Genomic DNA, 24693 nt, shown 5'->3' on the forward strand with positions numbered 1-24693 from the left:
TCCGTTATTTTAACCTCCCAATTATTGGCTGAAATGCGTGATTTAAGGCTGCTTGCACGCACTGTGGCGCAGGGCGCCCGAATGGGCGAGCATGCCAGTCGCCAACGAGGTATTGGTGCTGAATTTGCCCAATATCGTGCCTATGAACCAGGTGACGAGATCAATAAAATAGACTGGAAACTTTATGCGCGTAGTCAGCGTCACTTTGTGCGAGAGGCTGAAAGAGAAAGTGACATTAATATTTGGCTACTAGTTGATTGTAGCGCATCTATGCAAGAAACCTGTGTGCACACGGGACTGAGTAAATTAGATTTTGCTCGTATATTTGCCGCAGCACTAGGCCATATCGCGTGTTTTCAAGGCGACTCTGTCGGTATTGTCGGATTGTCGGTAAATAGCTCAGGATACATGCCAGCAATGCCTGGGGTGCAGCACTTCAATCGTTGCTTGGTTAGTTTACAGAATTTGCAAAGTGGTAATGTATTTCCGGATGTTACTCAACTGCAATCGCAACTAGCTATGGCGAGAAAGAATTCAATCATTTTTCTGTTGAGTGATTTTTTTCAACAGCGGACGGAGGTAACTGAAGTTATTCGGCAATTGTCGAGTCGGCAAACGGCAATTCATCCTATCCAACTGTTTACCGAACAAGAGGCGCAATTTTCCTACCAAGGGCGGTTGGAATTTGAAGACCGTGAAACCGGCGAGCGGATCAAAGTAAACGCTGAAACCGTTAAACAGGAATACTTACACAATCGGCAGATGTATTTTGCGACGCTTGAACGCCAGCTCTTGTCTTTGGATTGTAGATTGCACAGTGTGAATATTGCTACGCCAGTAGGCTCAGCTCTGCGTGAAATGGTCGCTTTGATGAAATGGCAGGAACGCCGCTAATGTCTTGGCTGAACTTGCAAGTGAATGCGCCTTTAGCCCTATGGGCTGCTTTGTCATTACTCGTTCCGTTGATTATCCACTTGATCAGTCGCAGTGACTTGCGCCGACAACTGTTTGCCTTTACGCGCTTATTACCCACCCGGACGATCCCAATAGAACACAAACTCAAACTTACCGAGCGTTTGTTGCTGCTTATACGAATGCTGTTGCTGCTAGCATTAACTTTACTTTTGGCCAATGTCGCCTGTAGCGACCAAAATGCGAAGCCAAAAACAATCAACATCATTACGCCAGGGTGGTTCGATTCGGTAACTCAGAGCGAAAAAAAACAGGTTTTGAGTGATTTTGCGCAACTACAAGATGCTAGCTATTGGTTCCTGACACCGACACCCCAAGCCATAAGTCTTGAGCAACTCAATGCAGAGTCTTTCGAGTCGAGTGGCTCGGACAACAACCTAGCATTAGTGATTAACACTTGGGCAAGACTCGCCGCGTTGTTAGCCCAGTTAGAGCAAGAGCGACAAATAACGGCTGATACGAAAATAGCGGTGTACGCGAGTAATGCGGCGGACCAGTTTAGGGGGCACAAAATCGCTTCGCCTCAACCAATAGAATGGCACATTGTAGATGCGTTGGGTGTTGCCTCCTCTTCAAATTTGACCTTTCCGTCAGTAACAAAGCGCATCGCTGTAGTTGGCGACAATCCGTTCATAGATACCAAGCTTAAAACCGCACTAAGGGCCATTCAAGATGTCTTGGCGTCTGAGCTCGTGATCACGTATTTAACCGATTTTGATGTGCGGAACCTGTCTGAAGACGTAGAAACAGTATTCCTATTATCTTCCGACCCATTACCGCTTGAAATCCAGAACGCGTTTCATCAATGGTCCCTGGGGGCGTTAGAGCGGACGGTTGTAAAAGCGGAAGAATTAGCATGGCAGCACCGCAACTTTGCCTTGCAATTAGCTCAGCGATTGTTTGCGCAAGAAATTGACCAAGAATTATGGCACCGAGTTACGTTAACGAAACAACAAATTCAACACCACGGCATAGCCTCCAATCACGCATTACCCAGCATAGCGTCATCAACTGCTAAACCGCCATATCTTGTCCCTGTCTGGCTTGCATTTGGTATCGTATTCTTGCTTTTAGCCGAGCGCGTGGTGAGTGAATATCAAGCTCATCGCCAACCATTCGTTGAGGGTCACCGTGCTGAGTAGTCGTTTAGCGGACTTGCTCCGCCAGGTCAAACTCAAAGCGTCGCTCAAGTTAGTTTTAGTTGGGCTAAATTGGCTTATTCTGTCTTGGCTAATGCTAACCGGCATCAATCAATTTATGCACGCGACTATTCCGCAGTTGAGTGTATTGCTCTCATTATTTGTGTGGTTTATTTGGCTTAGCTGGCGCCGCCCTTTGAAGCGGTACTCGTCATGTAATGTGCTATTGCATGCCAATCACCAGTTACCACAACTGCAACAAAGCGCGCAGCTATTGGTAAAGTCAGACGATAAACTTAATTTATTGCAGCGTTTGCAAAAGCAGCGAATAGCTAATGTTATTGCTGCCGATTGGGACCAATTCTACAGGGCTGTAATGGCGACTGTTAGCTGGCGTAACACGCTGGCAAGTGCGGCAATGTTGCTGCTGGGTGTGGTCGTTATCAATGTAATACCCTATTCAAACGAACCTTTGGTGGCAGGATTAGAGAGTACAGACGAAGCGCAATTACAAGCAACGCCAATCTCTCACCAATTCGGGCTAGAGGTACATCCTCCAGCGTATACAGAGCTGCCCGCTGTGCAATCATCAGCAACGCATACTAAGGTTGTCGAGGGCTCAACAGTTTCTTGGCAAGTGCGCAGTTCAGAGCCCATAAATGCGCTGGACTACACTGTGGTCGTTGGCAACGAAGGCCTTGCTATGAATGCACAGAGTGCGCAGGATTTAGTGGCGTCGGAAGTCGTTACGCGTTCTAGCATTTATCATTTCACTCGTCTAGAGCAAGTGATTTCGGATATTTATAGTTTAGAAGTTATTCGCGATCAACGCCCGCAGACCCAGCTATTGGCGCCACAAAATTCAGTGACTCAATTTGTTCAAGACAGTCAACCGGTTGTGAATGCAAAGGTGCGAGTGTCCGATGACTATGGGTTAACCAAAGTTTACATTGAAGCGTCGATTGCCAAAGGCAGCGGTGAGGCAGTGAAATTTCGCGACGCAGTATTTGAGTTCGATACTGCAACAGATGTAACTACCGCGACTACTGGGGTAGCTCGTGAGTATGAGAAACAATGGTTGTTAAGCGGATTAGGTATGGAGCCGGGTGACGAGTTTTATTTTACCGTCATTGCAATTGACAATAAGCAACCTCAGGCACAGGAAGCGCGTTCGGAAACCCGCATTATTCGATGGCTTGACGAGAATGTTGACGGTGTAACCAGTGAAGGGATCGTGATTGATTTTATGCCTGAGTATTTTAAAAGTCAGCGCCAGATAATTATTGAAACCAATGCCTTAATTGAACAGCGAGAGCAACTTACAAAAGCTGAGTTTGATAAGGTTTCGCGAGATTTAGGTATGGCGCAAAGTGATTTGAAACATCGCTACGGACAATATCTAGGTGATGAATTTGAAAGCGGCGTCATGCAAACTATGGAGCAGGGCCCTGTGCATGACAATCATGAGCATGAGGGAGAGGGGCACGATGAGCAAGGTTCTGATGAACACTCACATGCTCATGATTCTGAGGTGATCTCGACACAGACAAACGCCGATCGCTCTGGTTTCACTGAGGTTATCGAGCAATTTGGTCATGATCACGGTGAAGTTGATGTGGGATTTAATTCATTGCGTAAAGGAGAATTCAGCCCCAAAGTCTTAATGAAGCAGTCCATTGCTAATATGTGGCAAGCAGAGCTGTTCCTTTTGCTGTCTGAGCCTGAGCGTGCATTACCGTTTGAAGAAAAGGCCTTGGATTTCCTTAATCGGGCGAAACAAGCCGATCGAGTTTACGTGCAACGACTCGGATTTGAGCCTCCACCAGTAACGGAAAACCGGCGATACCAAGGCGATCTCAGTGATATTCCGGCATTGAGCCGGCTCTATGAAATCGAACTAACCAAAGACCGCGAAGCAAGAGCGCGCGAATTACTCTTGCGCCTCAATCAAGTCACTGTGTATGCGGCTCAAGACATAAGTCCTAGTGACCAACAACTATTGCAACAAGTCAGCAGTGGTCTGCAAGAGGCGTTGGCAAACGCTGAGCAAGATCAGACCGAAAGCGGTGCGTTATTACAAGCACTGACCAATATCCAACGCTTATTGGTTGCAAGGGAGTGGCAGTCTAGCGCCTGCAGCAGCTGTGCACTGGATTTACAGCTAGCCTTGTACCAGTGGTTACCACCGTTAAATGCACCGCCGCGCACGAGCGGCGAAAGAAATAGTTCCAATCATCCGCTGGTGCAGCATTATCAATCATTGGAAGCTGGTCAATGAGTATCGGAGACCTTTTCATCCAACTCCCTTACGCAAGTACGCTCAATGTTGCCTTACTAATATTTGCGTGTATCGGTTTCAGTGTGACTGCACACTGGAGTTGGCAACGATTACAGACTCACCCTAAACGTCAGCGCGCGGTGCTTTTAGGCAATGGATTGGTATGGCTCATTTTAGTGTTGTTGTTGAGTGATATTCGCTGGCAAACATCAAAACAGCAGACGGTTGTGTTACACACTACTAATGCAAATCAGGTTGACAATGAGCTCCTACAAGCAGCAACGTCTCAAGCGCGTCTGCAAGGTATATCTACAGAGGGTGAACACTGGCTGCATGGTATTGATCGAGCCTCACACGTTGTATTGGTGGGGGATGGATTAAATCTGCGGCAGTGGCGGCAGGTGCAACAAGCTACTGAATGGCAAAGTAAACGTTTCACGCATATTCCAAGTCAACAAATACCTGGGATCTATAATGCCCGATGGCAATCTAGAGTGAGCTTAGGTGAAAGCGTTAGACTATCTTTTGTGCTTGAGACCGGATCCGACGACTCATTATTTCAAGTGGAATTGTTAGATCCAACGGGAGCAGTAATTCAGCAACAGCTAGTGCATGATCATGAAATAGTGCAGATGCAGTGGCAACCGCAAAGCCTCGGAAACTGGTTGTATGAACTACGCGTTTTAGCTGATCGGCAAGGACGAACAACGATAGCTTCCGAGCAGATAGCGGTTGCAGTATTGGCGCCTGAGCCATTGCGTGCCCTTATTGTCCAGTCAGCGCCAAGTTTCGACACCCGGCATCTACAAAACTATCTGGTTGATAGCGGTGCCCAAGTTAAAGTTATTACCCAGATCAGTAAAAACTCAACACGCATTCAGCAGTTTAATCAAACTCTGCCTAGCATTCCTATTGAGCGTATTCAGTTGCCTGAGAATTTGGCTTTATATGATGTCGCGCTAATTGATTGGCGGGCATTTTCTGCTTTGAGTCAAGCGCAATTGGAGAAGCTAAGAGACGCAATTAAATCGGGGCTGGGACTACATATAGGGGTAACCATCGAGGCGCTCGGTTCAAACGCCTGGCAGGATGTTCCAGCATACGAAACTGAAATACTCCAACCTATGCGTGAAGACTATTCGGCAGTGTTACCGATTTGGCAGAGTCAGAGAGCCGCTGAGCCCATGACACATGTGCCTATTAGGTTACCCACGAAGAATACGATTATTGCTGTACGAGCGACGACGGGGGAACCGCTAGTGGTTAAGCGCCCGTGGTTTAATGGTCAAGTTGCACTGAGCCTTTTGCCTACGACCTATGTGATGCAAACCAGTGGGGAAACTGAACGCTACAGCGATTATTGGGCAAATCTCCTTGGCGGGTTGGCCCGCCCATCTGACAACAAGCAGATTATGGTCGATTTTGAGAATGCCATAAAAATTGTAAATGAGCCGTTCAAAGCATGTATTTATGATTCCGCAGAGTTGGTCCAGCTGAGTATCGGTGCAGCCGATGGTAAAACAACAATGTTTGCTCTTGTGCCTGACATCTTAGAGCCTGACTTGCAATGTGGCATTGGATGGGCAGAGTCTGCAGGCTGGCACAATCTTTCGCTCAGTTCTTCTGACAGGGTGGAAGATTCAACTGCGTATCCGATGTATGTGTATTCAGAATCAGCTTGGGCTGCCTCTAAACAATACAGTGCATTAACCGCTACAGCACAGATCGCAGAATTAACTGCCGAGGTTATTTTACCTGCGTCTGCCAATTATCAACCGGTAAGTAAGGGATGGTTATGGGCCTTGTGGTTGCTGGTAGCGAGTGCTTTGTGGTTAGAGCGAAAGCGATTTTAGTGTTGCATTTTCACATAATTATAGAAATTGTGAAAATGTGACATTTTTACTATACTTATCCATGACTAGGAGGGAAGTATGTCAGCAATTCCACAAACTCGCGCTGAACCAGACATGGTTCTGGCTAAAGCATTCTTTAATGCCGCAGAGCAGTTGGGCCTTAAGCAGGCTGACTTAGGCGCGGTGTTGGGCGTGCACAGAACCGCTATTAGCCGGATGAAAACTCACACAAGCATTGATCCAGCGAGTAAACATGGAGAATTGGCTTTGTTACTGATCCGAATTGCGCGAGCTATTTATGCGCTGACGGGAGGAGATAAGGACTGGATTAAGCACTTTATGTCGAGTTACAACACTGTAACTCACGGTATTCCGCGCGAGCAAATAAAATCAATTCAGGGCTTGATGGTGGTGTTAAGTTATGTCGATGCGCTGCGTGGTAAAGCATGAATCTTTGGCAAGTATCAAAGGCCGAAGACCAAATTACACCGCTTGCTGGACTTTTGTACCGTTTAGTCGAAGGGCAAGAACATGCAGCCACTCTCAGTCTTGTTGATACGCTTGAAGAACAGGTGTTACTTGAAGATTTACTCGAACAAGTAAAGCCTCCAGAAGCGAGCGCATACAATCATTACCATTACTTATTACGCACGCCATTTCGCTATCCGCCGTTACCTTGGGGCTCGCGGTTCGGACGCCAACATGAGCCTAGTCTCTTTTATGGCGGTTTAAGTGTTATGGCGGTGTTAGCTGAATGCGCATACTATCGTTTCGTATTTTGGCAGTCTATGCAGGGACGTCCGCCAAAACCCATGTTACGCAGCGAGCATACATTGTTTAGTGCTGAGTATCAGTGTGAGCGAGGCTTGCAACTACAATCACAAGCCTTTATCGCTTTTCGGGATATGATTTGCAATAAATCGAATTATCTTGCCGCACAGCAGTTGGGAAGTGATATGCGCAGCAATAATATCACCGCGTTTGAATATCCATCAGCACGCTCTGTGCAACCTACCACCTGTATAGGGCTATTTAGTCCAGCAGCGTTTAAGCAGCCCAAACCCTTGGCAATGTGGCATTGGGTTAGTGAGGTTGGCGCTGAAACGGCTGCATTTAAAGCAACTGAAGAGTCCCAGGTAACCTGCTTTAGACGTGCTGACTTTTGTCTTGATGGAACCCTGCCGATACCGGCTTAATTGCTTAAGCCCCGATGCAAAGTTTGACGGTAGGCATTGAGGGCAGGGATGCAAGCGATCAATAGAGTCAACAAGGTTGCCACACCAAAAATCAGCAGGGTGTGCGCACTGAATACGGTATTTTCGATAAATAATCCAAATTCGTGACTTAACCAATCACTGCCCAGAGCGATAGTCAACCACACTAAACTAGTGGCTATCGCACAGGCTAACAGAGTGATTAAAATCGCTTCGACTTGGATCAATGTAAATATTGTTAGCGGACCTGCACCAATCGCCCGTAAAACGGCGAATTCTCGCTGACGTTCACGAATGGACGTTAATAACATAGTCGCCATTCCCAGCAGTGACGAAACCAGAATAAATGCAGATATTAACAATAGGACATTCTCAACATTGCCAATTAGTTGCCACAGTTCTGCTAGGGCAACGCCAGGTAGGATTGCCATTAACGGTTCAGGTTGATATTGATTGATTTGACGTTGCAACTGCAGGGCCTGGATCTTCGATTTTAGCCCCAACATAATCGCTGACACCGAAGTGATCTCAATACTTATATCGTTGCCTTGTGCCCATTGTTCTTTTAATGCAAATACCTGTTTTTCAGGCATATGCATAACTTCGACACCGGCTAAGCTGACATGTAATGTTTGGTCAACCGGGGTACCGGTAGGCGCGAGAATACCGCTAACGGTGAAAGGAGAATGCTCGTGGTGATGAAAGCTAGTGTGTCCAACGCCATGTGATAAGACGATTTCATCGCCAACTTGATAGTCGAGTGAGCTTGCTACATCAGCCCCCAAAACAATCGTAAAGGGAGAGTCGAATACAACCCCGGTGTCGAAAGTCAATGGTTGCTTATTGCCGTATTTAAAGTGGCTAAAATAATCTTCTGTCGTCCCTAAGACACGGTAGCCGCGATGAGAGTCTCCCAACGACATAGGAATGATCCAAGCGACACTGGGTGATTGCTCAATGTTCTGATAGCTTTGCCAAGCAATATTGTTGGCTGGATTACCCATGCGAAATACGGAATAGAGCAGTAAGTTGGTTGGGCCGGTGCGCGCGCCTACAATCAGGTCAACGCCGGAAACGGTGCGACCAAAACTGGCTTTAGCCTGTTGCCGGATCAGTTCGACACTTAACAATAGTGATACGCTAACGATAATTGACAGCAACGTCATGCTCACTGCCCCACGTCGGCTCTTGAGGCTGGCAACTGCAATCCGGACTAACATGCAATTGTTCCTGTTTGCTGCAACGATTTAATATGAACAGTGCGATTAAAATGTGCAGCCAGCGTTTCATCATGACTGACAAATAGCAGTGTACTGTTACTCCCGTTAATACAATCAAGAAGCAACTGCATAAAGCCATCGCGCGCATGCTTATCGAGCGCAGAGGTTGGCTCATCGACAATCAAAATTTCTGGCTTGTTAATCAGTGCTCGAGCAATTGCGACGCGCTGTTGTTGACCTACGCTTAAGGTTGCTGCGGGTTTTTCCAGCAAAGATTCTGGCAGGTTCAAGAGACTAAAATAAGCGGCAAGTGTGTCATGATTTTCTTGGATATGATTATCGCCGAAATAAGCAGCCAGTTGAATATTCTGCTCTACAGTCATGTAGGGAATGAGATTAAATTGCTGAAATACAACGCCAATGTGTTTTGCTCGAAAACGATCCCGCTGCCGCGAGGGAAGTGCTGAAAATGACTGCTGTAAGAGTTCAATTACGCCCTTTTGGGGAGAAAGTGTGCCACACAACAGGTTGAGTAATGTACTTTTACCTGAACCTGAAGGACCAACAATGAACACTTGTTCACCCTGTTTAACCGTCCACGCCGGAATATCGATAACTGTGGCATCGGAGGGTGAATAGCTAAACTGTAAATCTTTGATCTCAATTGCGTTCATAGTAACGGTAGCATACCTTATTGCGGCTTACTCAAAAGTACCTTTGATGACAACTTGACCATTTTTAATATGTTGGCGCCCCTGCAAAAAGACACCATCTATACGGTTACTGCGATCTAACAGGATCAAATCAGCATCTTTGCCAACAGCAATTCGACCTTTTTGATGAAATTGCATGACGTCAGCCACGTTGCTGGTGAAAAAGGGAAGAATTGTGGCTAATGAATAACTTTCGTCGAGCAAACTGTAAAATACGTCAGTCATTGCTTGCGAACTGGCGAAATCCATTTTAGTCATGTGACCATGACAATCAAAGGTTGGTAAACAACCGCCACCGTCCGAGCTAATTGTTAATTTATCCTGTGGTAATGCCTGCTGAATATAACGTATCAATGCTTCAGCTGGCTCATAGCCAACATCGCCAGTTTCAAAAGCCGTTACGTCAATCCAACACCCAAGTTTAGCCAGTTCACAGGCCTCCTCAAACAATGCTTTACGCCGATTAATATGCGTCGGATTGTAGGTACGTGCTGGGATTTCAGCTTGTGACAAAGCGTCTCTCACCAGACTCAAGCCACGTTCACCATCACCTAAATGTAGATGCACGATACCAGCTTTACCTGTCATTAATCTGGCTACATGGGCATCTGCAGCGACTTTCAATAACTCATTCAGGGTAGGTTGACTAGAACGATGATCACTTATTGCCAGCTCGCCGACACCAATAATGGGTTCAATGAACACTATGTCGGATTTGACACTGCCGGTTAGTGTTGTGGGTGGCAGATGATAACCTCCCGTGTAGCAATAGGTTGAAAGCCCTTCTTCACGCAACGCATATACTTGTGCCAGCATTGATTCGGTATTGCGAGTAACATCATCCGTGCCTAATAATCCCACCGCTGTGGTCACACCAGCCCGGGTAAATTGGCTCAAAGGTACAGGCGGAACGCGAGTGGCAAACCCTGCTTCGCCACCACCGCCGGTAATATGAGTGTGGCTGTCAATGAATCCCGGAATTAGCGCATTGCCATCGGCGTCAATCACCTCTGGTTCCATCACGTCATCAATGCTAGGCATCTCTGCACCGAGGTAAATAATCTTACCGCCAGCTAACACAACGTTCATCAATCCTAATGAGGAAGGGGAATAGACCTGTGCATTCTTGAGCAGAGTAATTGATGGCGCGTTAAGGGTATCCACGAATAAGCTACCTGTATATTTGAATAACCATAGATCCTAGAGATTAGTCTGTAGATCGCAAGTATAAAAACCTATTTTTATTGGAAAAAATTCAAATAAGTCTATGATTTATAGATTTTATTTTGAATAACTATTATGTATCGCCAGGCCGGAAACCGAGGTTTTTGCATACTGATGCGTTAAACCAAGATAAATACGCATGGATGTTCTAGTTGTGTACAATATGACGTTTATACATTATCAATTAACCTAAAGGGCCATTATGCGCAAAACCGCACTCTTATTATTAGTTATTTGGTTTGGTGTTGTTGCATGTTCACCTGCACCGACGGCTACGCAAACCGAAGAATCGCAAGCAACTGCTACACAACAATCATCAAATATTGAGGCCGGAGTTGATTACCACTCCTATGCCAATCCCAATGCTGTAAAGGTTAAGCATTTAGATTTGGATTTGACTGCAGACTTTTCGGCGCAAACACTGAGTGGCACAGTGACGTTGCAAATAGAAAAAGTTGACCCATCAGCGTCAACATTAATTCTGGATACGCGCGATCTATTGATTTCTGCTGTAGCGGCTAACGACCTACCGATCCCTTTTGAAGTAATGCCGGCTGATCCTGAGTTAGGCGCGGCGCTACACATTCAATTACCTGATGCGGTGAACCAAGTTACCATTACGTATGCTACATCACCCAATGCGTCCGGTGTGCAATGGCTAACACCACAACAAACGGCAGGCAAACAACATCCATTTTTGTTTACTCAAGCACAAGCTGTGCACGCACGGAGCTTTATTCCGCTGCAGGATTCACCGCAAGTTAGAGTGACTTACAACGCAACGATCAGAACACCAGAAGAACTCGTTGCAGTAATGAGTGCAGCCAATGATCCCAACACCCCACGAGATGGTGAATATGAATTTACGATGCCACAGCCAATTCCCTCGTATTTGATTGCATTGGCCATTGGTGATTTGCAATTCAAGGCAATGGGCGAGCGCACTGGCGTGTACGCTGAACCTTCGATATTAGACGCGGCTGCTGATGAGTTCGCTGATACCGAGAGTATGTTGATTGCGACTGAAGAAAAATATGGACCCTACGGTTGGGACCGTTATGATTTGCTTATACTGCCGCCTTCATTCCCATTTGGTGGCATGGAAAATCCGCGTTTATCATTTATCACTCCAACAGTAATCGCAGGCGATAAAAGCTTAGTTGCTTTGATTGCACATGAGCTTGCCCACAGCTGGTCTGGTAACACAGTGACCAATGCGGCGTGGCGTGATCTATGGCTTAATGAAGGATTCACAACCTATTTAACGTATCGGATCATGGAAATGATTTACGGTACTGATCGTTATAAAATGGAAGCCGTGTTGGGCTATCAAGATTTGCAAGCAGACATAGCCAGTTTGCCAGCAAATGACCAAATCATGGCCATCGATTTACGCGGGCGTAACCCGGACGATGTTTTTTCTAACATTCCTTATGAAAAAGGCGCATTGTTTCTGCGGGAGTTAGAATACAAGGTAGGTCGCGATAATTTTGACCAATTTTTATTAGAGTATTTCAACGCATTCGCGTTTCAGAGCATAACCACTGATGAGTTCTTGGCATATCTGGATAAGACGTTATTGGCAGATTACGCTGATAAGCTTGATAGGACACGCATCGAAGAATGGATTTTTGCACCAGGAATTCCCGCAGATGCGCCAGAGCCGGAGTCTGATGCATTTAGCAAAATTGACAGTACTCGTATGGCATGGCTCAACCAAGATTCCGCTGCAAGTAGCATAGATATTACTGCCTGGACTGTGCATGAATGGCTGTATTTTCTAAATAACATGCCAGAATCCCTGACCGACGAGCAGTTGTCTGAGCTTGATGCTGCATTTAGTTTGACGGCAAGTACGAATAATGAAATTGCACATAGCTGGCTCATGATTGCGGTGCGAAATGAGTACATGCCAGCCTACGACCGACTGTACAGTTATTTAGTGTCGATAGGGCGAAATAAGCTTGTAAAGCCGCTGTATCGCGAACTGGCAAAAACGCCACAAGGCAAGGCTTTTGCGCAAAAAGCCTTTGCTGAGGCAAAACCGGGTTATCATCCATTGACAATTAAAGCCAATGAAGAATTTGTGAATTAAAGCCCGTCGTTTTTTAAGAGGCTAGTTTGCCGTTGGTAAATTAGCCTTTTTTTTGCAAAGAGCCTCCATGCACCTAGCGTTAATCTTTTTTATCAACATCTATGCTTAACTTAAGCGGCAATTCGGTGCTCTTCTGCTAGCTCTTTTATAGAGTTCAATAACCGATCACAAGCAGCATAATATTTACGTGAGTTCTGATAGTACACGCGTTCAACAATATTGCCTTTAACATCGCAAATAAAACACGCTAAAGGCTTATTTGCTTTGGGTAATGTCAATACGTGTAAAAACCATTGCGAGTAGAGAGGGGCCTGAAACAAAAAGCGCTTAATACAAAACGGCAAGCTTTTACCTTCAACACTTGGAACTTCGCCACCAAAACAACCTAAAACCCGTTGAAATTGGTTGTCGCAGGGCTCTGCACTTAAACCATATTTTGCTACGGCTTGATCGATACAAGTTAGTCCATAAGACATAAATGATCTCCAATACTGTGTTTATATACAGTATTGCTGATATCAAATTAAATGCAAGTTTTTTTACGCTTTGTAATCTACCACTCGATCACGACCTTGTGTTTTGGCTTGATATAGCGCAGTGTCCGCACACTGGATAAGGCGTTCTGTTGCTGCTTCATCTGGATTGGGCTCGGTACAAATGCCGATGCTGACCGTCAGTCTTGGGTCGTTCAAACTCGCGCTGTGAGGTATGCCAAGTGCTCTTATATGTTCGCAGATTTGCTCGGCGAAATTGTGCGCTTCTTCATGCGATGGCCCAAGGAGCACACAAACGAATTCTTCACCGCCATAGCGGGCAACGAAATCAGTCCCCCTGCGGCTCAGTTTTTCAAGTGTTTGGGCCACTGCAAGTAACGTCTCATCACCTTTAACATGACCGTATTCATCGTTGTATTGCTTGAAAAAATCCACATCAATTAACATCACCGATAATGGTATTTTATTGCGCACCGCTAAAGGCAAGATTTGTTTCATGTGTTCGGTAAATGCGCGTCGGTTTGCAACTTTAGTCAGACTATCCACAAAACTTATTTGAGTAAGTTCATTCTTTTGATGTTCAATCGTATCGAATTGGTTGGCAATGGTATTGGTTAACTCGCCAATTTCATCTTTGTCTTCAGTACGAGAGATCAATATGGCACGTTTTGCTTGCGCTTTAATTGATTGATTTAAGGTCACTAATCGCGATACAACGCGAGTTTTTATATATAAGATCAGTAAAAAACCGATCAAGAAAGTTAGGGTATAGACGGCCAGCAATATGCTAAATTTTTGCGAAGTTGTTCTTGCAAAGTTGGAGGTCAACAGCGCTTGCTGTTCAGCAAATTGATAAGCACGAAATTCGGCATCTTTAGCGATATCAAGAACAAATCGTCGAATAAAATTACTTTGTCCCTCAATACGAGCACGCTCACGCATGATCTTAGCTTTGATACTTGTGTAACCTTCGTCGCCAAACGTAAGCTCTTGGATTGCCTTGAGGTAAAGGTTTATTTCCTCTAGTTGCTCACTCTGCGCATACAGTTGCGAAAAAAGTCCGTTTATTCGGCTCTCTTGATTCCGCAGGTCCATCAATCGCTCAGCTTGGAAGAGTTGTCCAATTGCGGTATGCACGGCGAACAAGGATTGGCTAATTTCAATTGAGTACCTAACTGCATCTGGGCCCTGTGCCATCTGCTGGCTAATTAAACCTTGTTGTCTAATTTCAACTTGTTGCAGAGACAATGACTGGGTCATAGCATCTTTTAAAAGTTCAAACTCTGCTTCTACGGTTTTGAGGTCATTCACTGCTGCACTTTCAGCATCCATAAGACGATATATTTCTTCTATTTTTTCATTAACCTGCCGCTCGTTTACGCGCATTTCTGGGGCATTTTTAGATTGAGAAAAGCTTGATACTAAGAAGGCCAGAGCCGTGAGCTGACTGTGTATAATTCCATTGTCAGCCAAGGTAGGAACAACGTTATTAGCGATGTGAGAATAAGAATTTTCGGTTTCAGAGAGCTGGCGGTAGCTAAATACAATGATAATGAGAAATAGTGCGACAAATAGCCCCAGCAAAATATTTGTGATCGTGCGGATGGAATGCAGGCTTGCCATGTTAATAATTCTCTTCCTCATTCAACTCGCGTTATCCGTTGCTCGGTCGCGACGGATAAATGTTTGTTCCGCTTCAGATTACGCGCAACAATATCTGCAATCAAGGGACTGGTTGGCGCATTACTAAAATTACGTTCAAGTCCTTTGAATACTGCAAAACCATCACCACCTCGATATAAATAATCCGTAGTTGCTAAGCGATAAATTTTGTCCTTTATAAGTGGTTGGCCATTAACCGTAATATTACTCACTCTTTGTCCAACCGGTTGTAAAGGAGAAAATGCATAAGCCATGCCGGATACTTGTAGAAAGCGTCCTTTACCCTGCTGATACAAACTCACGCCGTTTTCAAGCGCTATCTTAAGCTGCTCCCCAGTGATAGTTAGCTCAACCAAGCGAGCTCGAAACGGTAGTTCTAACAATAAATCACGCTGGGTAAAAATCGTATTGGGTTGGTACTCGCGATTACCACGAATAACACCACCGTTGATGACAGCAATATCACTATCGGCCTCCTGTCGCATTGCGTCAGTAATAAAATTGCCAAAACTGCTTTCATGCTGTCGTACTATTTCTTTTTTGGTACTGAAACCTTGCGTGATGGTTGAGAGTGGCACACTTAATTGTGATTCCAGCCGATGCTGATAATGAGCAATTGCAGCGTTAACCTGTGGGTTAGGCTTGAATTCAGCTAGATCGTGTAGTGAGTAATCGACTACGATCCCTGAATTATTACCCTCAAATCCCGGTTCTTCGAGTGTCACATTAATAATTGCTGCCTGACCGTTCTGGTCAACTGTTAATTGGTTGGACCGCTGTTTAGTCTCCGCGGATGCCCTTGTCAGACTATTTGGATCGCTCTGTATGGCCAAGTGAATCGTAGCATCGTCTAACAATTCTTGAATAAAACTAAAGCTATCAGAATGTAATAACACTATCAGATCGACGCCTTGCCCACTTAATTCTGTTGCAAAACGTTCTACGCTTTCACGCGGCGGCAAGATTCGGGCGCGTTGGAGTAAATACTCTTCGCTAATTTGTGGGGATAAAATCGAAATAAAACCCACTTTCAGCCCATTTTTTGCGATAACAATGTGCGTGTAGAGTCCATCAAGGGGTTGCTGCGTATAACTGTCTACAGCATTAGTTAGCAGCAATGGGAAGGAGGCTTCGTAACTTCTGAGGATTAACTCATCTTCAAAATAGCTAAATTCACGTTTCGTGACGCTCATCACATCAGGCGCGAGTAAATTAAGAATGTCGATGATGTGCGAACCAGAATCAAACGAGGCTAAAGGGCTTGGAGCCAGGCTAGCCCCTCCGAAAACAAACATAATGTCTTGTTGTGCTCGTTGTTCGCGCAACAAGGTCGCTAATTCTGCGTAATCACCATGGGCTTGTGTACCAATAATTGGCAAATCTGCGGCATAGATAATCCTGAGTTGCTGCTTGGCAGTACTCGAGAAGGAAATCAGCCCAATAACGATGAGAAGACAACACAGCCGCTTATTCATAATATGCGCTCTTTCGCTGCTATTCCATCATCATAAGCGTGTATGAGTACAATTTCCATAGTTAAGCCATTTCGCTAGCGATTCTTTTTTCAAATCAACACCTTGTTAACAGCAGCGATGGACGAGAAGTAATGATTTTAAGGTTTGCTGGTAGCAGTTTAACGTGTTTGTACGATACTCTAAGGCAAAAGGCCCACAGAAAAGAAACGATGAACGATAAATTGAATTCACCTGATTTAAACGACATGTTAGCTGCTCCAGCAGAAAAACGAACCCAGTATTTCGATGAACTTGTTAATCACTATCAGCAGATTTGGATTTTATCCGATGCTGATGGCGCGGTAATGTTAACGACTGACGATGAAGACTGTATCCCCGTGTGGCCGACACAAGAGGCTGCCGAGCTCTGGCGAAATGAAGAATGGAGCGAGTGTTCTGCACTCGCAATCAGCTTAACCGATTGGTTTGCGCGTTGGACTCGAGGAATGCAAGACGACGACCTTGCCGTCGCAGTATTTCCTGTACCGGGTGAAGATGGGCTGGTATTTTTGCCCGAAGAGTTAGAAACCCTGCTTACACGATAGATAGCGTTGTGCCGCTTTGGGTTGTTAAATTGTAAGTATTTGTTGGTTTACTTGTATGTTAATGGGTTTGTTGCTAAACCAAAGAAAGCGTTCCTCATAGCGACACATGGTTTCCACTTGCCATTGAGGATCTGCGGAATACACGAGATAACAAAAAAAGTATTGAAGGAACACAACAATGAAAAATAATCCTAGATTGTTCAAGCCGTCTTTGCTTGCTCTAGCAATGTCGAGTCTCCTTGCTACGCCTGCAATTGCCCAAGAACAACCCAATGAAGATGATATCGAAGTGATAATGGTCACCGCGACCAAACGCTCGACTAGCCTGCAAGAAGTTCCATTTTCAATAAACGCGCAAACCCAAAAGGATATCGAACGCGCTGGTGCGACTAATCTTGAAGAGTTAACCCGCAGTGTTGCCGGTGTATCCATTCAGAACTTAGGACCTGGTCAAAGTCAGGTTGCTATGCGTGGAGTATCTGCTGGACAAATCGTGCGAGACCAACCCGGAGTTAAAGAACAGGTTGGGGTATATCTGGATGAAAGCGTCATTTCATTATCATTGTTTACGCCTGATTTAGATCTTTATGATTTGAATCGTGTCGAGGCTTTACGCGGTCCCCAAGGAACACTGTTCGGTAGTGGTTCTATTGGCGGCACATTGCGTTACATCACCAATCAACCGGAATTGGGGCTAACTGAAGCATCGGTAGAAGCAAATTTGAATACAGTTACTGATGGTAGCAATGGTAACCATATCAAAGGGATGGTGAATGTCCCATTAACTGATGACACGCTGGCATTACGAGCAGTAGCTTATCGTACGGATTATGCTGGTTTCATCGATGCACTTAGCGAGAATAATACGCGGTTCAAAGACGTTAACGATGGCGAGAGGACCGGTGGCAGAGTCGCGCTAAAATGGCAACCCACTGAAAATCTCAGTATCACGCCAAGACTTATTTTTCAGTCTATTGACATGGGCGGCTTCAACCGACAGGAAGTTTTCAACCTTTTCGCTAACCCTTACACCACAACACGACCAGCGATTCAACTCGGCGAACGTGAGCAGTACTTACTGCTGAATGAAGGATTTGAAGACGATATTACAATCGCAGATGTGACGGCAGAGTGGCAGCTGAACAAAGTTGATCTTACCGCCGTGTATAGTTATACCGACAGAGATATTTTAGTCAGTCGAGATGCCAGCGCTCTAACTGGTTCAGTCAGTGTTGATCTGGGGTATCCTGATGCTGCAGTGTTGTTACCATCAAATTTGCGTGATCGCACCCAAGTTAAACAAGATACTTTTGAATTCCGTGCTGCCTCCAATGGTGATGAGGCCTTGCAGTGGCTGACCGGCGTTTTCTTTTCTGATACCCAGCGCACGTATTCACAGCGTTTACCCACTCCAGGTTATGATGCATTTACTGACTCAGTTCTGGGCGATGGTGTTTCCGCTGCAGTTGCTAACGGCTTTGGTGCCGACTCGCCCTATAACGCAGACCTACCATACGATCTAGAGCAATTAGCGGTGTTTGGTGAATTGACCTTTGATGTTAACGAAGACTTAACCGTTACTGCGGGTACTCGTTTCTATGATTATGAGGAAAGTCGTCGGTTTACAACGGGGGGACTGTTCTCTAATGGCGATGATCAGGTCGACTCAACGCAATCTGATGGATTCACCTCACGCCTTATTGCTAACTATCGAATGAATGAAACCGTCAATGTCAATGCGCAGGTCTCACAAGGTTTTCGTTTAGGAGGGGTTAATGATCCACTCAACGAAACCCTATGTAATGATAGTGATCGCGCCGTGTTTGGGGGTTTCCAAGACTATGATGATGAAACCTTGATCAACTATGAAGTGGGAATGAAAGCGGCAGCGCGGGGTTGGACTGCCAACGTAGCGGCTTTCTACAATGACATCGACGATTTACAGGTAACCTTGGATGCAGGTTCATGTTCATCACGGATTTCCTTTAACGTCGAAGAAGCCCACACCCAAGGTCTTGAGTTTGAGGTCACGCGCCAAGCAACGGATTATCTGTTTATCAGCTTTGCCGGGTCAGTCATTGAAGCTGAGTTCGATTCCACCGTTCTAGATAGTAACGGCAATATTATCGGTGGCGTTGCAAAGGGGAACCGACTAGCGTCAGTGCCAGAGTTGCAGTTTGCTTTAGCAACAACGTACAACTTCCCGACACCGTTGTTTAATTCGGTTAATACATACATGTCCGCTTCGTTACAATACGTAGGTGATCGGATTACGCAGCCTAGTGACCAAGTCGCCGGAGCTGGTCAGTTTGTATCTAACTTACCGTTTGGCGGGGCAACCGGTTCTGAAACGACCAATCTCGATTTAGAGCTGGATAGCTATCAAACGTTAAATTTGAATATGGGGTTTGAATTCGATCAATGGGAGGCGCTCCTTTACGTTAACAACGTACTCGATGAGAATGCTAATTTATCCTTTGACCGTGAACGTGGCGGACGCGCTCGTTTGGCCTATCGAACCAATCAACCGCGTACCATAGGTGCGACATTCAGGTATTATTTCTAACTGAGCTAAGGGTGCTTCGGCACCCTTTTTTTTAACGATAATTAAGGCGAACAGTTACCAATGACAGCAGATCAAGATCAGCTATGGTTTGTGCCACTGGGGGGAACCGGTGAAATTGGTATGAATCTGAACTTGTATGGCCATAATGGTCAATGGTTAATGGTGGACTGCGGAATCACATTTGATGAACCATTAACACCAGATTTAAACCAGCGTTTCCGTGTAGTCGCTGCTGACCCTACTTTTATTGCGCAGCAAAAAGAAAATCTTGTTGGAATAATTATTACCCATGCCCATGAGGACCATATCGGTGGCATTGCACACTTATGGCGCCGACTTCAGGCACCTATCTATACAACGTCATTCACGGCTGAGGTATTACGCCGAAAACTAGCGCAAGTGGGGCTAGATGGGCAGGTGCCGATTGTCGAGGTAAACTTTGCCACAGAGGTAAGCATTGGCGAGTTTTCTGTTGAGTGGTTACCCATCACACATTCTTTGCCAGAGCCGAGCGCGTTACTAATCTCGACGCGGGTTGGTAACGTTTTTCATACTGCGGATTGGAAAATCGATTATCGGCCAGGAATCGGGCAAAAATTTGATGCATCAATCTTTGAACAACTTGCTGCGCGCAATGTATTGGCGATGGTCTGTGATTCAACCAATGCCTTGAAAGCAGGGCATTCAACCTCTGAGTATCAGTGCTACCAAGGCTTACTTAAGACAGTTAAGAACCAACCCGGCAGGGTTGTGGTCACTTGCTTTGCCAGTAACGTTGCGCGTCTGTTGGCCATTGCTAAAGTCGCACAACAAACGCAGCGGTATGTCGCAGTCTTAGGCCGGAGTCTACAGAACATGGTTAGCGTCGCGCGGGTGTGCGGATATTGGCCAGAAGATGTTGAGCTTATTGATCCTCAACATATTGGCTATTTACCGCGTGAAGAAGTTCTAGCGATTGCTACAGGTAGTCAGGGAGAGCCGCGCGCGGCTTTGGCGCGGCTTGCAATGGACACTCACCCTGAATTGAATCTCGATGCTGGAGATTCTGTGCTTTTCAGTGCGATGATCATTCCTGGTAACGAAACAGATGTAGAGCGTCTATTAACCCAGTTCGAACGCCGTAAAATCAAGGTCATTTTATCCGAAACCAGTGAACATCCGATCCATGCGTCGGGACACCCTTACAAAGACGAATTGATGGCGATGTACCGTTGGGTTAAGCCGCAAATAGCGATTCCGGTGCATGGTGAAGCCGAACATATTGAAGCTAATGCTCGGATAGCAAAAAAAGCGGGTGTGATGAAATCCTTTGCAGGCCAAAATGGAGACTTTTTTCAGCTCGCACCCCAGCCAATGTTAAAGCGCAAACACATCAAAGTCGGTCGTATTCCCATTGAAGCATAGCGGCCCTCTCTGCAGAGAATCGCTTTTTACGTTGCGACTGAAAGAATAGCTCGAATAAACATGAGTTATTAGTCGACTTATTAATATTGAATTTGGCAAAAGAAGCAGTCTTAATTAGCCTATGTAAATGCAATGTTAATTGGTCTACCATAAGATGAATATGCCCCTACAAACGGAAGTATTGACAACTATGACACAAAACCCAACTTCACCGCTCAGCATGCTCTATAAATGGGAACAAGAAAATCCCGATTTGGTTTATTTGAAACAGCCGGTAGACGGCGTCGTTAAAGACTATACTTGGTCAGACGTTGGACAATTGGTTAGAAGGGCTGCGAACCGGTTGGTCTCAATGGACTTAGAGCCTGGCAGTCGTATTTGTATTTTATCTAAAAATTGCATGGAATGGTTTGTCGCTGATCTTGCAATCATGATGGCAGGGCATGTGTCAGTGCCAATTTTTGCCACGGCTGGTCATAGCACCATTGAATACGTACTGAATCATTCCGATACTAAGCTGATTTTCGTTGGTAAGCTCGATGATACCGAAAACCAAATTAAAGCCATTCCCGACAACATTAAATCTGTTGCATTCCCTTACCCTGGTATCGATGTGGACATGCAATGGCAAGAGTTTATGGATATTGAACCCTTGGAAGGGCAGCCAAACATTGAAATGGATGACATGGCGACAATCATTTATACCTCTGGGAGTACCGGTAAGCCAAAAGGGGTTGTGCACACCTTCAATACAATTTGCTGGGCTGCACAAAATTCACTCACAGCACTTACTGTGTCGAAAGATGATCGCGTATTAAGTTACTTGCCGCTGGCGCATATTACTGAGCGCGTATTGGTTGAATTGGCGAGTATCTATTCGTCTATGCAAGTGAGTTTCGTGGAATCATTGGATACTTTCCAACGTGACGTAGTGGCCTGCCAGCCCACGTTGTTTATTTCAGTACCTCGTTTATGGACGAAGTTCCAAATGGGTATTTTAGCCAAAATGCCACAAAAGAAACTGAATCTATTACTGAGTATTCCTATTGTAAAAGGAGCGATCGCGCGCAAGATAAGACAAGGGTTGGGTATCGATCAAGCGCGGCTTTGGGCCAGTGGATCGGCGCCACTAGCGCCTGCAGTTATTCGTTGGTTTGAGCGGATCGGGGTGAAAATCAGTGAAGGTTGGGGAATGACTGAAAACTGTGCGTATGGCACTAGCAGCGTGCCGTATCGGACAGATAAAGTGGGCTGCATTGGACATGCCTATGATGGAGTCAATATACGTATTTCAGATGAAGGTGAGATTCAAGTTAAGTCACCGTGCAACATGAAAGAGTATTATCTAGAGCCGGAGAAAACCGCTGAAGCTTTTACCGAAGACGGATGGTTGCGCACGGGTGACAAAGGCACTATCGATAATGACGGTTACGTGCGTATTACCGGTCGCCTGAAAGATATCTTTAAGACCGCTAAGGGCAAGTACGTAACGCCAGCACCGATTGAAGCGAAAATCATGGAAAACCCAATCGTTGAACAAGTCTGTGTGACTGGTACAAATTTGCCACAACCTATTGCGCTGTTGGTGCTATCGGCAGAAGCTGCCAACGAGTCTCGGGAGGAAGTTGAGTCTGCATTGTTAGCAACGTTAGAAAAAGTCAACGGCGAACTAGAAAGTCACCAACGTTTGGACCGCGTAGTAGTCATGCAAGAAGAATGGTCAATTGAGAATGATCTGCTCACGCCAACATTAAAAGTGAAGCGCCATGTTCTTGAAGAACGTTTTCAAGACGTGATCCAGAAAAAATATACTGGCAAGGTTGTGTGGAACGACTAAACTGTTGATTAAGAACAGGGTTTTGTTCCATATTGGCAAGTGAAAGTTGCCGGTATTGCAGCATTCAGAAAGGAGGCATTTGCCTCCTTTTTTGTGCGCGCAGGATTGCTTACGGCGAGTTGAACGTTGGTTATGTTTTGTAGCACCAGCGTATAAAAAACGATACCCGAAATTGGTTGTTTATTAATCATGGTGTCACTAAAGTGCGCGCCGCTAAATTGATGAAAACACTCAAAAAATGAGGAATGCCATGTTGAAAAAGCACGTTATTACTGGAGGCATAGCAGTTTTATTGTCTCTCGCGAGTCATATCGCTTCGGCGGAAGTGGTCATGGTAGTGCATCCCAGCAACGCCGACGCCATCGACGCTAAAACGGTGCAGCGTATTTTCCTGGGCAAGGAAAAGAAGTTTCCCGGAGGTTCTGAAGCGACTCCTATCAATCAGGTGGCTGAATCTGGCGTACGCGCTGATTTCGATACCTCAATTATTGGCCGTAGTTCAGCTCAGGTATCTGCTTACTGGTCAAAACTCGTATTCACGGGTAAAGGCGTTCCACCTACCGAAGTTGCCGACGATGCAGCTGTGATTGCTGCGGTTGCAGCAGATCCTAGTGCCATCGGCTATGTGGATAGTGCTTCTGTAACCGGCGATGTAAAAGCCATTTCAGTTAATTAAGATTGGGGGTTCCGATGAAAAAGTATTTTGCAATGACAGCAATTGCCATGGCGATCAGTACCGCGGCGCATGCAGATGTAAGGATCAACGGATTCGCTAATCTTGTTGGTGGAATGACAAGTAGCGACGACACGTTATACGGCTATGACGACGACATTGATTTTAGCCAAGGTAGCTTATTCGCGATACAAGTCAGTGGTGATATCAATGATAAAATGACCGCTACGGCACAGGTTTTGGCAAGAGGCGAGAATGATTATGACCCTGACTTTGAATGGGCTTATTTATCCTATGCCGCTACAGACAACGTCACTGTGACTGCAGGGCGTTTTCGCTTACCACTATTTACCTATTCTTCATCCTTAGATGTTGGCTACTCCTATCACTGGTTATCAGTACCATCAGTGGTTTATGACGTGCCGTTCAATAACATGGATGGGATTAAAGTGTCAGTCACTGGTTTGGCTGGGGATTGGGACTACTTGTTAGATCTAGCCTACGGGCAATTCAAAGGTGAAACCTTTGGTGCAGATAACGTTGGCGACAATACAGGGTTAGTTTCGTTGCAATTCGGCGATGGTGAGTGGACTTTGCGTGGCGTATACGGAAGAACCAGCACCACAATTGATTTGACCCAATCAACGGATGCGGTCGGTCTGGCTGTTGGACAAGGCTTCGCGGCGCTGGAAAGCTTAGGTTTCACCGAGTTGGCCGGTAATCTAAAAATTGAAGATGACACTGGTGAATTCGTTGGTTTCAGTGTGATGTACGACAATTTTGATTGGTTCGTCGGTGCTGAATATACCAATATTAAAGTCGATGACAGCTTTGCTAATGACGATGATGCCTACTACATTACAGCCGGCAAGCGTTTCGGTAAATGGACACCAGCATTGACGTATGAAAGCTTCGAATCCAGCGGTGATGTGAAGTATGCAGACAAGATTGCGGCAATTGGTTCTGCGCCATTACCGCCTGAACTTATCGCTCAATTAGTCGGTGTTGCTGCGGGCTCACAATTAGCTCAGCTTGACGAATACAATGTATTGACCGCAACGTTACGTTATGACTTTGATACTAATATTGCGTTTAAAGCAGATATCAGCAGATATTCAGATGACGTCGATGATTCTGCCGATGCTACGCTAGTCAGAGTGGGTGTGAATTACGTATTTTAACTCTAGAAGTTAATTGCTATGGCCGAACAGTAGGTGTCATCTAGTGTTCGGCTTTTTTGTTTTCATATCATTAATCCACTAATTCTGTGTAATAAATAGATATGCCATT

19 protein-coding genes are annotated in these 24693 nt (G+C 45.5%); 13 read left to right on the forward strand and 6 right to left on the reverse strand.

Features of this window, described 5'->3' with window-relative positions; translation table 11 throughout:
* The first annotated feature begins 33 nt into the window (after window positions 1–33).
* The 6 genes from CSH92_RS07135 to CSH92_RS07160 all read left to right on the forward strand — a co-directional run bounded on the left by CSH92_RS07135 (window position 34) and on the right by CSH92_RS07160 (window position 7438).
* Entirely contained in the window at window positions 34–894 is an 861-nt protein-coding gene (locus CSH92_RS07135; protein WP_164084679.1) for a DUF58 domain-containing protein, read from the forward strand.
* Window positions 894–2114 carry a BatA domain-containing protein gene (locus tag CSH92_RS07140; RefSeq protein ID WP_164084680.1) on the forward strand — a complete coding sequence of 407 codons (1221 nt, stop codon included), beginning with the start codon at window positions 894–896 and terminating at the stop codon, window positions 2112–2114. The genes CSH92_RS07135 and CSH92_RS07140 overlap by 1 nt, the downstream gene beginning before the upstream one ends.
* Window positions 2062–4389 (forward strand): hypothetical protein, encoded by a 2328-nt coding sequence (locus CSH92_RS07145; RefSeq protein ID WP_124916935.1) that lies wholly within the window; start codon window positions 2062–2064, stop codon window positions 4387–4389. Before CSH92_RS07140 ends, CSH92_RS07145 begins: the two co-directional genes overlap by 53 nt.
* Entirely contained in the window at window positions 4386–6242 is a 1857-nt protein-coding gene (locus CSH92_RS07150; protein WP_100656938.1) for a hypothetical protein, read from the forward strand. The genes CSH92_RS07145 and CSH92_RS07150 overlap by 4 nt, the downstream gene beginning before the upstream one ends.
* A 78-nt stretch (window positions 6243–6320) precedes the next feature.
* Window positions 6321–6692 carry an antitoxin Xre-like helix-turn-helix domain-containing protein gene (locus tag CSH92_RS07155; RefSeq protein ID WP_100656939.1) on the forward strand — a complete coding sequence of 124 codons (372 nt, stop codon included), beginning with the start codon at window positions 6321–6323 and terminating at the stop codon, window positions 6690–6692.
* Window positions 6689–7438 (forward strand): RES family NAD+ phosphorylase, encoded by a 750-nt coding sequence (locus CSH92_RS07160; RefSeq protein WP_100656940.1) that lies wholly within the window; start codon window positions 6689–6691, stop codon window positions 7436–7438. Before CSH92_RS07155 ends, CSH92_RS07160 begins: the two co-directional genes overlap by 4 nt.
* Here the strand turns inward: CSH92_RS07160 and CSH92_RS07165 are convergent.
* The 3 genes from CSH92_RS07165 to iadA are packed head-to-tail and all read right to left on the reverse strand — an operon-like array spanning window position 7435 to window position 10553.
* A complete protein-coding gene (locus CSH92_RS07165; RefSeq protein WP_100656941.1) occupies window positions 7435–8676 on the reverse strand; it encodes an ABC transporter permease in 1242 nt (413 codons plus the stop codon). The genes CSH92_RS07160 and CSH92_RS07165 overlap by 4 nt on opposite strands.
* Window positions 8670–9350, reverse strand: a complete 681-nt coding sequence (locus tag CSH92_RS07170; protein WP_100656942.1) for an ABC transporter ATP-binding protein — start codon at window positions 9348–9350, stop codon at window positions 8670–8672. The genes CSH92_RS07165 and CSH92_RS07170 overlap by 7 nt, the downstream gene beginning before the upstream one ends.
* A 27-nt stretch (window positions 9351–9377) precedes the next feature.
* Window positions 9378–10553: a beta-aspartyl-peptidase gene (iadA, locus tag CSH92_RS07175; protein ID WP_205662136.1), complete on the reverse strand. Its 1176-nt coding sequence runs from the start codon at window positions 10551–10553 to the stop codon at window positions 9378–9380.
* A gap of 262 nt (window positions 10554–10815) precedes the next feature.
* Here iadA and CSH92_RS07180 point away from each other — a divergent pair, with 262 nt between their 5' ends.
* Entirely contained in the window at window positions 10816–12708 is a 1893-nt protein-coding gene (locus tag CSH92_RS07180) for a M1 family metallopeptidase (RefSeq protein ID WP_100656943.1), read from the forward strand.
* Between the two features lie 110 nt (window positions 12709–12818).
* On the opposite strand, the gene CSH92_RS07185 is transcribed toward CSH92_RS07180, so the two are convergent.
* The 3 genes from CSH92_RS07185 to CSH92_RS07195 all read right to left on the reverse strand — a co-directional run bounded on the left by CSH92_RS07185 (window position 12819) and on the right by CSH92_RS07195 (window position 16339).
* Window positions 12819–13184 (reverse strand): hypothetical protein, encoded by a 366-nt coding sequence (locus CSH92_RS07185; RefSeq protein WP_100656944.1) that lies wholly within the window; start codon window positions 13182–13184, stop codon window positions 12819–12821.
* A gap of 63 nt (window positions 13185–13247) precedes the next feature.
* Entirely contained in the window at window positions 13248–14825 is a 1578-nt protein-coding gene (locus CSH92_RS07190; protein ID WP_164084681.1) for a GGDEF domain-containing protein, read from the reverse strand.
* A gap of 17 nt (window positions 14826–14842) precedes the next feature.
* Complete coding sequence (locus CSH92_RS07195) at window positions 14843–16339, reverse strand: bifunctional metallophosphatase/5'-nucleotidase (RefSeq protein ID WP_100656946.1); 1497 nt, start codon at window positions 16337–16339, stop codon at window positions 14843–14845.
* Between the two features lie 209 nt (window positions 16340–16548).
* Between CSH92_RS07195 and CSH92_RS07200 the strand changes: the two genes are divergently transcribed.
* From CSH92_RS07200 to CSH92_RS07225, 6 genes are all read left to right on the forward strand, one after another.
* A complete protein-coding gene (locus CSH92_RS07200) occupies window positions 16549–16923 on the forward strand; it encodes a DUF2750 domain-containing protein (RefSeq protein WP_240612756.1) in 375 nt (124 codons plus the stop codon).
* Between the two features lie 178 nt (window positions 16924–17101).
* On the forward strand, window positions 17102–19489 hold the full coding sequence (locus tag CSH92_RS07205; protein ID WP_100656947.1) for a TonB-dependent receptor: 2388 nt from the start codon (window positions 17102–17104) through the stop codon (window positions 19487–19489).
* A gap of 60 nt (window positions 19490–19549) precedes the next feature.
* Window positions 19550–20893, forward strand: a complete 1344-nt coding sequence (locus CSH92_RS07210) for a ribonuclease J (RefSeq protein ID WP_205662137.1) — start codon at window positions 19550–19552, stop codon at window positions 20891–20893.
* Window positions 20894–21053: 160 nt separating this feature from the next.
* On the forward strand, window positions 21054–22730 hold the full coding sequence (locus tag CSH92_RS07215; RefSeq protein ID WP_420807498.1) for an AMP-binding protein: 1677 nt from the start codon (window positions 21054–21056) through the stop codon (window positions 22728–22730).
* 250 nt (window positions 22731–22980) lie between these two features.
* Window positions 22981–23406, forward strand: coding sequence for a phosphate ABC transporter substrate-binding protein (locus tag CSH92_RS07220; protein WP_100656949.1), 426 nt, complete (start codon window positions 22981–22983; stop codon window positions 23404–23406).
* A gap of 14 nt (window positions 23407–23420) precedes the next feature.
* Complete coding sequence (locus CSH92_RS07225; protein ID WP_100656950.1) at window positions 23421–24584, forward strand: porin; 1164 nt, start codon at window positions 23421–23423, stop codon at window positions 24582–24584.
* Window positions 24585–24693: the final 109 nt, after the last annotated feature.

It is taken from the genome of Neoalteromonas flava (genome assembly GCF_002807685.1).
GTDB classification, from domain to species: Bacteria; Pseudomonadota; Gammaproteobacteria; order Enterobacterales; family Alteromonadaceae; genus Alteromonas_E; species Alteromonas_E flava.